The sequence below is a fragment of the Desulfosediminicola ganghwensis genome, from assembly GCF_005116675.2.
Lineage (GTDB): Bacteria > Desulfobacterota > Desulfobulbia > Desulfobulbales > Desulfocapsaceae > Desulfopila > Desulfopila ganghwensis.
In genome coordinates this window covers 4210720-4224138 of sequence record NZ_CP050699.1, presented here as the reverse complement: position 1 = coordinate 4224138, position 13419 = coordinate 4210720, and the positions used below count along the sequence as shown (strand labels likewise).

At 44.5% G+C, this 13419-nt stretch carries 9 protein-coding genes and 3 pseudogenes; 2 read left to right on the top strand and 10 right to left on the bottom strand.

Annotated elements, in window-relative coordinates; translation table 11 throughout:
- Positions 1 to 37 precede the first annotated feature (37 nt).
- The 9 genes and pseudogenes from FCL45_RS18020 to FCL45_RS17970 all read right to left on the bottom strand — a co-directional run bounded on the left by FCL45_RS18020 (position 38) and on the right by FCL45_RS17970 (position 10109).
- Complete coding sequence (locus FCL45_RS18020; RefSeq protein ID WP_176359988.1) at positions 38 to 1174, bottom strand: IS4 family transposase; 1137 nt, start codon at positions 1172 to 1174, stop codon at positions 38 to 40.
- A 639-nt stretch (positions 1175 to 1813) separates the two neighbouring features.
- Positions 1814 to 2998: an IS91 family transposase gene (locus FCL45_RS18015; RefSeq protein ID WP_176360060.1), complete on the bottom strand. Its 1185-nt coding sequence runs from the start codon at positions 2996 to 2998 to the stop codon at positions 1814 to 1816.
- Positions 2988 to 3859: pseudogene (locus tag FCL45_RS18005) on the bottom strand (tyrosine-type recombinase/integrase). Before FCL45_RS18005 ends, FCL45_RS18015 begins: the two are co-directional and overlap by 11 nt.
- Before the next feature lie 630 nt (positions 3860 to 4489).
- Positions 4490 to 5674: an IS91 family transposase gene (locus FCL45_RS18000; RefSeq protein ID WP_176360060.1), complete on the bottom strand. Its 1185-nt coding sequence runs from the start codon at positions 5672 to 5674 to the stop codon at positions 4490 to 4492.
- Positions 5664 to 6535 (bottom strand): annotated as a pseudogene (locus FCL45_RS17990) (tyrosine-type recombinase/integrase). The gene FCL45_RS18000 and the pseudogene FCL45_RS17990 overlap by 11 nt, the downstream one beginning before the upstream one ends.
- 356 nt (positions 6536 to 6891) lie before the next feature.
- Positions 6892 to 7662, bottom strand: coding sequence for a CHC2 zinc finger domain-containing protein (locus FCL45_RS17985; RefSeq protein WP_136800015.1), 771 nt, complete (start codon positions 7660 to 7662; stop codon positions 6892 to 6894).
- A 516-nt stretch (positions 7663 to 8178) separates the two neighbouring features.
- Positions 8179 to 9285 carry a hypothetical protein gene (locus tag FCL45_RS17980; RefSeq protein WP_217907602.1) on the bottom strand — a complete coding sequence of 369 codons (1107 nt, stop codon included), beginning with the start codon at positions 9283 to 9285 and terminating at the stop codon, positions 8179 to 8181.
- 71 nt (positions 9286 to 9356) lie between these two features.
- On the bottom strand, positions 9357 to 9635 hold the full coding sequence (locus FCL45_RS17975; protein WP_136800016.1) for a hypothetical protein: 279 nt from the start codon (positions 9633 to 9635) through the stop codon (positions 9357 to 9359).
- A 12-nt stretch (positions 9636 to 9647) separates the two neighbouring features.
- On the bottom strand, positions 9648 to 10109 hold the full coding sequence (locus FCL45_RS17970) for a HEPN family nuclease (protein ID WP_136800017.1): 462 nt from the start codon (positions 10107 to 10109) through the stop codon (positions 9648 to 9650).
- 187 nt (positions 10110 to 10296) lie between these two features.
- Here FCL45_RS17970 and FCL45_RS25120 point away from each other — a divergent pair.
- Both FCL45_RS25120 and FCL45_RS17955 read left to right on the top strand, forming a co-directional pair.
- Positions 10297 to 11213: pseudogene (locus FCL45_RS25120) on the top strand (tyrosine-type recombinase/integrase).
- Positions 11203 to 12255: an IS91 family transposase gene (locus FCL45_RS17955; RefSeq protein ID WP_176360015.1), complete on the top strand. Its 1053-nt coding sequence runs from the start codon at positions 11203 to 11205 to the stop codon at positions 12253 to 12255. The pseudogene FCL45_RS25120 and the gene FCL45_RS17955 overlap by 11 nt, the downstream one beginning before the upstream one ends.
- Positions 12256 to 12505: 250 nt before the next feature.
- Here FCL45_RS17955 and FCL45_RS17950 read toward each other — a convergent pair whose 3' ends face one another.
- Positions 12506 to 13006, bottom strand: a complete 501-nt coding sequence (locus tag FCL45_RS17950) for a hypothetical protein (protein WP_136798387.1) — start codon at positions 13004 to 13006, stop codon at positions 12506 to 12508.
- Between the last annotated feature and the right edge of the window lie 413 nt (positions 13007 to 13419).

Sequence of the window (13419 nt, the reverse complement as noted above, 5' to 3'; positions counted from 1 at the left end):
CGCTTGTTGAATATGTCGCCTCACTGCTGTCTCATAGTTAATTCCACAATGCAAGTTGTGGCGAAAATTGTGTTTTTCCTGGTTTGTCAGGCGGCTTTAACAAGTCAGCCAACGGTCTTCTTTCAAAAATGTTCAATTGCAATAGCCTGAGCAGTTGCGTGAGCGATCCTTTGAATTTGGCCATGAATTTAAAATACGACAGCATTAGATAGACACAGAGGGCAATCCATAGCTGTGTAAGTACTGCGTTTTCAGATGTTCCAAGAAACGTCTTCACTTTTAGTTGTTGCTTGATCCACTTAAAGAACAGTTCGATTTGCCAGCGTTCTTTATAAATTGCAGCAACCTCTGATGCTTTGAGTTTCCTCGAATTTGTCACAAACTGATACTCAATGCCCGTTTCTGGATCAACATAGATAATCCGTCGAAAAGTGAACTGATATCCTGGAATTTTTATCTTTTGGTCTTCAAGAACATCAGGAGAATCGGGTTTACGTCGGTTGCCGTAGCGATAGACTTTTGCATTACTTTTAAGCCGTGTTACGAACGTTATTTTGCGTTTGTCGAGGGTCTCGTACCAAGTGTAATCGGTGAACCCTCGGTCAAAAACTACACAAGAACCGGCAGGCAGGTTAAGAGATCGTGCCCATTCGATTTCATGTTTTTTGCCCTCCGTCATATCCATGAAGACTGGAAGATAGCCACTTGCATCAAGGCCAAAATGCAATTTCATGGCACCCTTGGTTTTGCGGTAGTTAGCCCACGGAAACACTGAGAGACAGAGATTGACCATCGTTGCATCGAGTAAATAAATTTTACCCTTGAACTTGAACCTATGCTTCGGAGCATTCGCCTGGCACTTATGCAAAAGCTGAAAGAACATGGCTTTGAAAGTCTCATAAGGCTGTTGCTCATTGACACGAGCCAAGGTGGCCCGACTAGTTGGCCTCATACCCAAATGATACAAACGAGACTTTTGAACGGCCAGGTTGCTGACTAAGTCACGAAGGCTCTTTCTGGAAGTGAGTTGGGCTATAGTCATGGCGAGAAACTGGCTCCATCTGTTGAAGGAGCGAAACTTTTGTCCATGATGATGCTTTCTTGCCAGTTTCTCAAAATCATGTCTTGGGAAAAATGAAGCAATCTGATTTAGGATTGTGCTAGAATGAGCCATGGCTCGGATCTCCTTGTTATTATATTGTTTTTCGCAAATTCACTATAACACAAGAAGCTCTCCGAGCCTTTATTTATCCGTAATCACGTTATTATTTGTGAGACAGCAGTGATGTCGCCTATTCTGTCGAGCGTAAAGAGTATATCTAAGAGCCCAATTTTACCAAAGATACAGCTCACACCTTCTACTTAATTATTACGTTATTTCTGTATTTTGAAGGTTCGAATTTTCTTTAACCCTAACATGAAATGAGAAGTCTGAAAGTTGAGATAAACAGAATAGGTTTATCAATAGTTGCGCTCTGGCAGTCCTTGAATTCACAACAAAACATGCTGCAATTATTGATAAACCTTGAGAACTGAACTGCGGGGGAGTTGTGGCCGGAAACGTTATGCTATGGGGATTAATTGCGGTTCCTGATTACTGTTTAACGGTCGTGGTGCAATATTGAGAAGGGGGGCTTTCGAGCATAGCCGGCGAAACTGGTCTTTGATGACGCTGGTTTTGCGACAAAATGTATATTTTTTCATGGCACCCACGTATTTGCTCGCAATTTTCACCTGTGCAAGACGCAGCTATCCTGTTGAATCCAACATCGGTATATCTGGAAATTAGATAAATCCTGATACAGAAACCTGATCAGGAGCTATCATCATAAGCCAGGTCGGTAATCGGCCTGAGATAGACCAGCTTTCCCTTGCCGCACTGCGGGCAGCAGCAGATGTCGATGCCGGTCAAGCGCAGCATCATCTCCTGAACGGTCTCCACTGTTTTCTGTGTATATTTGACGTCTGAACCGATCAGGGTGCGGATTAAAGCGATGCAGGTTTTCTTGTTAGCATGAGCCAGGAAGCCGTAATAGCGGATTTTGGTAAAGCCGCTCGGCAGCACGTGCAGGAGAAATCGCCTGATAAATTCTTCAGCACTGAGGGTAAGTTCTTTTTCCTTATTGTCGTCGCTGCGGTCCCGATACCTGAAGCTAACCTTGCCATCATCGATAGCAATGATCCGGTTGTTGGTTATTGCCACCCGGTGGGTATAGCGACCGAGATATTCGAGTACCTGTTCCGGTCCACCAAAGGGCTGTTTGGCATAAGTGATCCACTGCTTGCCACGCAACGTTTCTATGAACGTCAGGAACTGTTTTTTCTCTTGCAGCCCTGCAACCTTGCCAGGGAAAGAAAGGAGGTTTTTCTTATGTGCCCTTTCTAGCTTGTCCAGATAGCGTTTTTTGAACTCCTTCGCCAATGACTGAACCCGGAATAAATATTTTCTTCTGGTGCCGGTCCAGCTTGTACGATCAAATGAAAGAACTCCTGCCGGGATGATGCAGTGCAGGTGGTAGTGGTCCATGAGTTTCTGATTCCATGTGTGAAGCACGGAAATGAAGCCGAGTTGGCCCCCAAGGCGCCACTGCGGATCACGGGCGAAGACCTGCAATGTTTCTTTGACTGCGGTAAACAGCAGAGTCAGCATAATGTGTTTATTGCCCATAACCAGGGGATTAAGCTCATGCGGCAAAGTGAAAACGTTGTGAAAATAGGGGCAAGGCAGCAGTTCTGTCCTTCTGTCACTGAGCCATTTCTCCTTGACCATGGTCTGGCATTTCGGACAGTGTCTGTCCCGGCAGGAGTTATATGCGTTGCGGCTATAACCGCAATGATTACAGGCTTCGACATGGCCTCCAAGGGCAGCGGTCCGACATATTTCGATGCGTCTCATGACCTTATATTGCTGCGATCCCACCACATGCATATCCCGGTATTTCTTACCATATCTGCGAAAGATATCGGCAATCTCCGGTGTGTTGCCATTATCTTTCATCTGCTCCCTCCTTCGTCTCGTCCAGCAGATCAAGCGGACTCTTGAGTTGGACATACCTGGCTGGAACCAGATGCAGATAGATCGTCGTTGTTTCTATGTTGCTGTGGCCGAGCAGTTGGCTGATGGTATAAAGGTCGTAGCCTTTATAGAGGAGGTGGGTGGCAAAGCTGTGTCTGAGAGTATGGAGACTGCATTCCCTGGTTAAGCCGATTTTTTTTTAGCTGCGTAGAGCATCATCGAGACGGAAGCACTTCTGATATGGGTTCCGGGCTTCTGGCCGGGAAACAACCACAGCTTGGGCTTGTACTCCTGCCAATAGGCCCGCAGTTCAGGGAGCAACTGTCTGGACAGAACCGTATAGCGATCCTTGCGTCCCTTGCCCTGTTGGACCCTGATTACCATCCTGGACGGATCGCTTTCAATATGCTCCGGCTTGAGGCGAATAGCTTCCCCGACTCTAAGCCCTGCGCTGTAGATGGTCTTGAGCAGAACCCGGTGTTTAAGGTTATCAATGCAGCCCAGAAGACGGCCTACTTCTTCCATTGACAGTACGGCCGGTAGTTTCTTGCTCCGTGGTTTCGGCGGCAGGCCAAAGCGGTCATCAACCTCCCGGTCGCAAATATGACGGTAGAAATAGGTGATGCCTGAGAGATAGGTCTTGCATGAACTCCATGCCAGTTTTTTCTCCAGCAGCAGATGGCGGAAATAGCCCCGCACCTGGTCATTGCTCAGCTTCTCCGGGGACTTATTGTAGTACTTTGCCAGGCATCTGACCCCACTGATGTACCCACGCTGGGTCTCATGGGTGAGACCGTGAAAATTCATGTGTTCGACGAACTCGTCTCGGATCGGACTACTCATGACGCACCTCCTTGGTTGAGTTGATAAGGACGCTACTACAGTATCTTATCAATCAAGAAAGTAATGGTAGAAATGAATTTCATGCTGGAAGAGGTGGGACAAAAGGGAGGCTGGTTGGTCGGTTTTTCCGCGTAGCGGTTCAGTTCTCCATGAACACCTTTACCTCAGTGGTGAGAGGTCATAGTTGAGCTTCTTCCTGAAGCCCTTCAGAGCCGCCTCAGCAGCGGGCAACCTCACTCACCAGACAGGGGCAACCTCATCTTCACAGAATAGGTTTATCAATAGTTGCGCTCTGGCAGTCCTTGAATTCACAACAAAACATGCTGCAATTATTGATAAACCTTGAGAACTGAACTGCGGGGGAGTTGTGGCCGGAAACGTTATGCTATGGGGATTAATTGCGGTTCCTGATTACTGTTTATCGGTCGTGGTGCAAGATTGAGAAGCGGGTCTTTCGAGCATAGCCGGCGAAACTGGTCTTTGATGACGCTGGTTTTGCGACAAAATGTATATTTTTTCATGGCACCCACGTATTTGCTCGCAATTTTCACCTGTGCAAGATGCAGCTATCCTGTTGAATCCAACATCGGTATATCTGGAAATTAGATAAATCCTGATACAGAAACCTGATCAGGAGCTATCATCATAAGCCAGGTCGGTAATCGGCCTGAGATAGACCAGCTTTCCCTTGCCGCACTGCGGGCAGCAGCAGATGTCGATGCCGGTCAAGCGCAGCATCATCTCCTGAACGGTCTCCACTGTTTTCTGTGTATATTTGACGTCTGAACCGATCAGGGTGCGGATTAAAGCGATGCAGGTTTTCTTGTTAGCATGAGCCAGGAAGCCGTAATAGCGGATTTTGGTAAAGCCGCTCGGCAGCACGTGCAGGAGAAATCGCCTGATAAATTCTTCAGCACTGAGGGTAAGTTCTTTTTCCTTATTGTCGTCGCTGCGGTCCCGATACCTGAAGCTAACCTTGCCATCATCGATAGCAATGATCCGGTTGTTGGTTATTGCCACCCGGTGGGTATAGCGACCGAGATATTCGAGTACCTGTTCCGGTCCACCAAAGGGCTGTTTGGCATAAGTGATCCACTGCTTGCCACGCAACGTTTCTATGAACGTCAGGAACTGTTTTTTCTCTTGCAGCCCTGCAACCTTGCCAGGGAAAGAAAGGAGGTTTTTCTTATGTGCCCTTTCTAGCTTGTCCAGATAGCGTTTTTTGAACTCCTTCGCCAATGACTGAACCCGGAATAAATATTTTCTTCTGGTGCCGGTCCAGCTTGTACGATCAAATGAAAGAACTCCTGCCGGGATGATGCAGTGCAGGTGGTAGTGGTCCATGAGTTTCTGATTCCATGTGTGAAGCACGGAAATGAAGCCGAGTTGGCCCCCAAGGCGCCACTGCGGATCACGGGCGAAGACCTGCAATGTTTCTTTGACTGCGGTAAACAGCAGAGTCAGCATAATGTGTTTATTGCCCATAACCAGGGGGTTGAGCTCATGCGGCAAAGTGAAAACGTTGTGAAAATAGGGGCAAGGCAGCAGTTCTGTCCTTCTGTCACTGAGCCATTTCTCCTTGACCATGGTCTGGCATTTCGGACAGTGTCTGTCCCGGCAGGAGTTATATGCGTTGCGGCTATAACCGCAATGATTACAGGCTTCGACATGGCCTCCAAGGGCAGCGGTCCGACATATTTCGATGCGTCTCATGACCTTATATTGCTGCGATCCCACCACATGCATATCCCGGTATTTCTTACCATATCTGCGAAAGATATCGGCAATCTCCGGTGTGTTGCCATTATCTTTCATCTGCTCCCTCCTTCGTCTCGTCCAGCAGATCAAGCGGACTCTTGAGTTGGACATACCTGGCTGGAACCAGATGCAGATAGATCGTCGTTGTTTCTATGTTGCTGTGGCCGAGCAGTTGGCTGATGGTATAAAGGTCGTAGCCTTTATAGAGGAGGTGGGTGGCAAAGCTGTGTCTGAGAGTATGGAGACTGCATTCCCTGGTTAAGCCGATTTTTTTTTAGCTGCGTAGAGCATCATCGAGACGGAAGCACTTCTGATATGGGTTCCGGGCTTCTGGCCGGGAAACAACCACAGCTTGGGCTTGTACTCCTGCCAATAGGCCCGCAGTTCAGGGAGCAACTGTCTGGACAGAACCGTATAGCGATCCTTGCGTCCCTTGCCCTGTTGGACCCTGATTACCATCCTGGACGGATCGCTTTCAATATGCTCCGGCTTGAGGCGAATAGCTTCCCCGACTCTAAGCCCTGCGCTGTAGATGGTCTTGAGCAGAACCCGGTGTTTAAGGTTATCAATGCAGCCCAGAAGACGGCCTACTTCTTCCATTGACAGTACGGCCGGTAGTTTCTTGCTCCGTGGTTTCGGCGGCAGGCCAAAGCGGTCATCAACCTCCCGGTCGCAAATATGACGGTAGAAATAGGTGATGCCTGAGAGATAGGTCTTGCATGAACTCCATGCCAGTTTTTTCTCCAGCAGCAGATGGCGGAAATAGCCCCGCACCTGGTCATTGCTCAGCTTCTCCGGGGACTGATTGTAGTACTTTGCCAGGCATCTGACCCCACTGATGTACCCACGCTGGGTCTCATGGGTGAGACCGTGAAAATTCATGTGTTCGACGAACTCGTCTCGGATCGGACTACTCATGACGCACCTCCTTGGTTGAGTTGATAAGGACGCTACTACAGTATCTTATCAATCAAGGAAGTAATGGTAGAAATGAATTTCATGCTGGAAGAGGTGGGACAAAAGGGAGGCTGGTTGGTCGGTTTTTCCGCGTAGCGGTTCAGTTCACAGTAGATATCTTTAATTAAGAGGATATTTAACTGCTAAGAGCTTTGCTGCGAACATCTCAATCAGTTAACGGTTAAGGCTCAGTCATATAAAATGAATAAACTGTGACGCGTACTCCAAAAAATGCAATAAGACTTGATTAGGAATTCTATTATTCAAGTTGCTCCTTTTTGATCTGATCCTATATACTTATTTGTCACTTTTTGGGATTATTCGTGGCAGGAAAGTATATAGGCTAATTTCTCCGAAAATTTAACGTTTTGCTGATCTTTTTTAAAAATCATGGACTCTTTTGACACTAAATATTTCGGCCCCTCATTTCCAGTATTTTTAGATGTTAATCCAACATATTGACCGGTTTTATGTTTAATAGGGATAATGATTCTGTTTCTGAATGTATCGTAGACCTTACCATTACTTCTTGCAATTAATCCAACTTTAAGCGCAATCATTTGTTGACTAGAATTCAGTTTATTATACAAATATTTGTATCCATATTTTTCAGGAGTTGGTGCATATCCAATCTTATGTTTTACGCACATTTTTCTTGTGATATTGTTTTTTTCGAGATAATCAAGAATTTCCATACCAATGAACTTGTCAAATAATGTGTTATGATAATATTCTACCGCCCGTAACATAAATTTATAACATTGTTCTTTCTCATATTCTTTTTTACCTTTTGGCCTCTGCCCAACTAAAGATTCGCCAACTCGAATTGCAAGTTCTTTTAATGCATCCTTGAACATAATATTTTTATACTTCATTAAAAAAGTATAAACATCTCCATGCGCACCACATCCAAAACAATGAAATTGTTGTTGAACGCTATCCACATTGAATAGTGTATTTTTATCTTCATGAAATGGGCAAATACCAATATATCGACCAGTAGAACCAATTTGGTTAAGTTCCACACCAGATTCCATCACAATTTGAGCAATATTAACTTTTTGTTTTATTATTTTTACAGAATCCAATCAGGACCTCTTTCAGATATAGAAAAATTTCAGATAGCCTCTATTATAAATGAAACTCAAGCAGTTAACTCTGATCCAAATAAGGATAAACGTGGAGTGATTATCCATTAACTCCGTAGCCATTGGTGTGTTTAACCTCAAACTCGTATGAGATCTTCAAGAAAAAGTGCAGGGCGTTGTCACAGCATGTACATAAATAAGGCCCAACTGGTCTACTTCAAAGCAATCAAACTCTTACTGACTAAGTCCCTGACAGCAGGCGAGAACGGGGAAATAACAAAAGAGAACCAGCGGCCTTAGCTGAAAAAGGAACTACTATGAATCTTGAATACCAAAAACGGCTGATGTTCCAAAGAGGCTATCTGGTGGGTCAGGTAATATTGCACCTCCTCAACCTTTGAAGTACAGTAGGCATCTTAAGTTTTGGCTTAATAGTAGTTAATAGAGAATAGAAGTGGCAAGTTCAACGGCGAGCCTCAGCGAGCAGTGAGCGTAATGAACGTGGTGAAACATTTGTTATGTTTGTGTTAGCACGAAAATTGGGATAGTTCCGCTCCATTGGTCACCATGCCCCCATTCCAGCTTAACCGATGCTTGAAATCTGCTATGGATTAATTCTTTGCTCTCTATTTTTACGTCTATAAATCTTTTAACAAAATGAAGCGAAGCTCTTAGCTCTTTATTGTATTGCCTTTCTATTGGAATCAAAGATAGTCTGATTAACTCAAGTTTTATGAGTCGAGAGAATAATGGAAGATCGCCCGAGTGTTTATGGTAGTACTCAGTTGCGAGCGAGCCTAACTCTTTTTGGCTTTCAATTTCGCCTTTCAAGGTGCTCATGCAAACAGAGATCATTTGTTTGGCATTTTCGATACCAGAAACATGGACAAAGCTACCATTTTCAACAAAAATATCTCCATCAGGCCCAAGCTTCATATCGGAGCCAGATTCTCTAGGATCAGTAGGTGCTATTTTATCTTCAACATTAATAGTTAACTGCTTTTTGTTTTCTGGTGTAATGGTTAGCTTTATATCTTTTATTTTTCTAGCGTCACCTTGAGATTCTAAAACTACATACTGCTCGCTCTGTGAAAAAGTGCTGAAAGATAATACATATTCATTGAGAGTATCAATATTCCCTATTTCTGTTTTAATTATTTCAAAAGTCCATTTGTGTTGGTGTATTGATTGCCAACGAGCATGAAATATATTGTTACTGCCTACTTGAATTAATGAACTTTCTTTTAAGTCCTCTTCTAAAGATGGATATTTAAGAGAATCAGCTGTTTTTCTTTCTGCCTGTTCCTTCCATTTCATCAGTGTTGCTGCAGAATATTCAGTGTAATCTGCATCAATAAGACTCCCATGATGCCTACACATCCAAATACCATTTGTGATATGTCGTCTTTCATCCTTTGTCATTTCAGGATTATATCTTGGTCCATTTGGTGCAGCAGCATAGATATGAGCTGCAATTCCATTATTGATTCTCTTTGTAGGATCATCTGAATCAGGACCAACAGTGTTTATGTTGCAGCCTGGGAAAGAGCATTTCCACCCAACACGCTCTGCCATAATTCGTTTTATTGTTGGGGTAAAATTATCTCGATTATGATTAGGCATAAAACTCCTTAAGTTGATTAAAAAGCATAACGCCTAAATCAGGAGCGCCGTGCGTTACCTGGATTTAGGCGTTATGTGTATGTTCGATAAAATGAGTTGTTACCAATCTTATTGAATTGAACAAGATCTTTCTCTTCAAGAATGCGAACTAATATTGCAACGAGCCAACCTTTTTCTCCGTATTGAGTGTTTGACTTGGGTACAGCTAGGAATTTAAGCTCAAGCTCGGTATTTATTGAGGCAATAGGAACCCAGCGGTCTTTGTGTTGAGGTTCACGGTCCTTTATTTCTTGGAGTAACTCAAATGCAAGAATCTCAATAAGATTATGCATTACATCTTTTCTGTTCATTGTGATCCCGAGTTAATTGTGAATATTGTTCAATAATATTTCAGAATATGCTTTTAAAAATGTAACCATTTCATTCGCTGGAATTTTTGCAACCGTATTTCCGTTGCGGTGCTTAAATTTTAAATAGTCGACTCTGAAGTTAGCGTCTGCGGATAAGACTTCAATGTTGAAATGTGCAACACTATTTCGAAGCTGGTGAATTAAATGTCTCAATGTGTTTATGGTTTCATGAATTTCAGTGTTCTCTAAGCCAAGTTGTGACCTAAACTCAAGAGACAATTGATCGTTTGGTATGTTGTCAACAATTCGTTCTTTTGGCATGACGACTAAACCAAGAAAGCAATTAATTACCAGAGTGTAATTGTACTGCCTTCCAAACTCGATGTTATCACTCTCAATAAACTGATAATATTGTTCAATCAGAGCAACAGTTCTATGAATAAAATCTGGTTCGAAATTGGCATAGTTTCCCATTAAATTCTCTCGATGGTGATTGTTGATGCATTAACACATAACGCTAAGCTAAATGGACCGAAAAACCGCTAGGCTTTTTGTGTCCATTTTGAGCGCCTTGTTGAACGAAGCCGCTACGCGGCAGAGGTCTTGAGTATACTTCAGTAAAGAGTCCAATTCCGGACACTTACAGAAAAAGGAGTATACCATGAAGGCAAAAGATTCCAAACGTTTTGAAATCCTTTACGATCGGCACCTGAAAAAGCTTACGCTTCAAGGCAAGAGTCAGGCAACTATCAGCGCCTATGCCCGGGCTGTTCGTCGTCTTACCGAACATTTTGATTGTTGCCCAGATCAACTGTCGGTGGAGCAGCTCGAAGATTATTTTACCCGTCTGGTAGAAAACTATTCCTGGAGTACGGTAAAGCTCGACAGGCTCGGCCTGATGTTCTTCTGGAAGCACGTCCTGGAGCAGGACTGGCAATGGCTCAATATCGTCAAGCCACCAACTGTGAAAACAATCCCGGATATCCTTACTAGAGAAGAAGTTGCCTTACTTGTTCACAACACGCGCAAACTCCGTTACCGGGTCTTTCTCTTTACTACTTACTCCATGGGGTTGCGTTTACAGGAAGCACTTTCTTTACAGATCGGAGATATCGATGCCAATCGCAGACGGGTACATATCCGCAGAGGCAAAGGACATAAAGATCGTCTGGTTCCACTGCCTGATCGAACCCTGAAGGCATTACGCATTCTCTGGCAGGATCATCGCCATCCCAAGCTGCTTTTCCCAAACTATAGAGGCTCTGCTGAAACCATCATCAGGGCAACCTCTCACATGAACATCGGTTCCACCCAGCAGGCCATGAAAGCGGTGGTTGCAGCCTGTAACATTAAAAAAAAGTCTCCATCCACTCCCTCAGACACAGCTTTGCCACCCACCTCCTCGAAGCGGGTTTAAGCCTTCGCCACATCCAGGAACTTCTCGGGCATTCAAGCCCCACAACCACTGCCCGTTACGCCCAGCTCACCTACACCGCGGAAAAGGATAGCATTGCCACCATAAACGAGCTGATCAATTCCATGGAGCTGAACCCAACGAGGAAGCAACATGGACATTAAATCACTCATCAACAAATACTTCGACCTGTACATGATTCGTCATGGCGGCAATGCCATCCCAGAGCAACTGAGGGCTTTGAGGGACATACAGCAGTGTCGAACCCCTCAATCTGGCGAACTCTATGCACGATGCCCTGATTGCCAGCATGGAGAATGGCGCCCCCTCTCGTGCGGCAACCGCCACTGCCCAACCTGCCTCAATCACCAGACCAGTTCCTGGCTTGATAAACAGCAGGCGAAGCTCATGCCGGTCCCCTACTTCCTGGCCACCTTTACCTTACCATATGAACTGCGATACCTGGCATACGGGCACCAGAAAACTGTCTATTCCCTGATGTTCAAATGCGTCGCTGAAGTCCTTAGATCCTTTGCTGCGAACCCAAAACATCTTGGAGCGGAGATCGGCATGACCATGATCCTGCACACCCACGCGCGAGACCTCTCGTTTCACCCCCACATTCATGTACTCATCCCTGGCGGCGGTATAGATAAACGATTCGGCAAGTGGAGAAAGGTGAAAAATGACTATCTCTTCAATGGATTTGCCCTGGCCAAAACCTTCCGCGGCAAATTCCTCGACATGCTGAAATCAACAGGCCTGTCCCTGCCTCAAAATCTGCCTGAAAAGTGGGTTGCCCATTGTGAATGCGTGGGCAATGGCTTCCCGGCCCTGAAATATCTGGCCAGATATCTCTATCGAGGCGTCATCAGCGAGAAAAATATTGTGGCAAGTCACAACGGAAATGTCACTTTCAAGTACCGTGACAGTAGGACTGATGAGCTAAGATATTCCACAGTAAAAGCAGAGGATTTCCTGAACATCCTGGTCAAGCATGTCCTGCCGAGAGGCTTCAGACGCGTGCGGGATTACGGTTTTCTGCACGCCAATGCCAGAAAAATCAGAACCCTCATTCAGCTTATACTGCATGTCTTTACCCCAATAGTGCCAAAACAGCGGCAAAGGCCAAAGTATTCCTGCCCAAAATGCAAGGCGGCTATGCTGGTGATACGCTTTCGATTCGACTACGGCAGATCAGGATAATGATTAGCCTGGACGCTGCTCTCACATAAATTCAGCAGGAGGTAATGCAGTCTATGAAAACAATCTGTTTCTTTCACACCTTGTCAGGTGAAGGGATAACTATGCTCTATAATTACAGCTAGAATTCAAGGCCCCCTTCCAGGGTAATTACTTTCAAAAGATATTTCCTTAGGAGAAAAGCCGGGCTTGTTCAACCACGGATAAGATTGTGGATCGCTTTGCGATCACAATCTATCCTTATTCGTTATATCTATAGCCTTGTCGATATGAAATTTGCAACGGACTGCTCAAATACTCCGGTTGATACACAAGCCCCTGAGAAGGGTAGTTTTTTACCCCAGCCATTATCATGCCCCATTCCTTCGTAACTACCTGCAATATTAACGCTAACTTTAGTCCTGTTATCGCCTACAGATCTCACAGTGACATTTACATTTGCTGTCTCTTCATAGTGCTGCAGAGTTGCTAGTGTGGATGTTTTGATTTCACCGCAATCGAGCGCATTAGGGTGGAGACGAATATTATATTTGGCGCTAATAAAACCGGATGTTTTCTCAATTTTATCAATAGTAATATTGTTTTCAGCAAACCAATCAACAGCCAAAAGCCACGCCTGATCGTATGAGGCTTCATAAGAATAGCTATTCTTGACTTGCCTGTATTCTGGTGGAGTAATATGCATGGTCCCAGAACATGCTACAAGAGTTGTTAATAAAAGGGCTAGCATGGCTCTTAGTAAAGTGTTCGTCATTAATATCTCCTATTTATATGAGGGCATAACAAGTAATTATACAGATCTATATAACATGACAAAGCGGATGTTATACAGAAAGATTGCCCGTGAGTCCATGAACTTTTCCACTCATTAATGTGTGCGAAGTCAGCATGTTAACTTCGATCAACTTAGGATGTCAACGTGTATCTCGGATGGCCTATACGAATGACGATGTGATGGTCAATGAGGATAGTGTTTCTAGCTTGATGAAGGACTTAATCATCAAGTATTTTTTACAATGTTTTCCACTCAGCTCTCAAGCAAGGCGACATTAAATATTCTCATTAGCAATCTGACGTGGTAGAAGAACGCAGTAACTGATGATTATTCCTGAATTTCTTCAGATTCCTTTCAGCAAATCACCACCCCCTGTCAAGCGGTAACTTCAC

Excerpts from the sequence above, each read along its gene's own strand:
- FCL45_RS18015 (WP_176360060.1), bottom strand. The coding sequence starts at position 2,998 with ATGAAAGATAATGGCAACACACCGGAGATTGCCGATATCTTTCGCAGA.
- FCL45_RS17970 (WP_136800017.1), bottom strand. The coding sequence starts at position 10,109 with ATGGGAAACTATGCCAATTTCGAACCAGATTTTATTCATAGAACTGTT.
- FCL45_RS18000 (WP_176360060.1), bottom strand. The coding sequence starts at position 5,674 with ATGAAAGATAATGGCAACACACCGGAGATTGCCGATATCTTTCGCAGA.
- FCL45_RS17955 (WP_176360015.1), top strand. The coding sequence starts at position 11,203 with ATGGACATTAAATCACTCATCAACAAATACTTCGACCTGTACATGATT.
- FCL45_RS17950 (WP_136798387.1), bottom strand. The coding sequence starts at position 13,006 with ATGACGAACACTTTACTAAGAGCCATGCTAGCCCTTTTATTAACAACT.
- FCL45_RS17975 (WP_136800016.1), bottom strand. The coding sequence starts at position 9,635 with ATGAACAGAAAAGATGTAATGCATAATCTTATTGAGATTCTTGCATTT.
- FCL45_RS18020 (WP_176359988.1), bottom strand. The coding sequence starts at position 1,174 with ATGGCTCATTCTAGCACAATCCTAAATCAGATTGCTTCATTTTTCCCA.
- FCL45_RS17980 (WP_217907602.1), bottom strand. The coding sequence starts at position 9,285 with ATGCCTAATCATAATCGAGATAATTTTACCCCAACAATAAAACGAATT.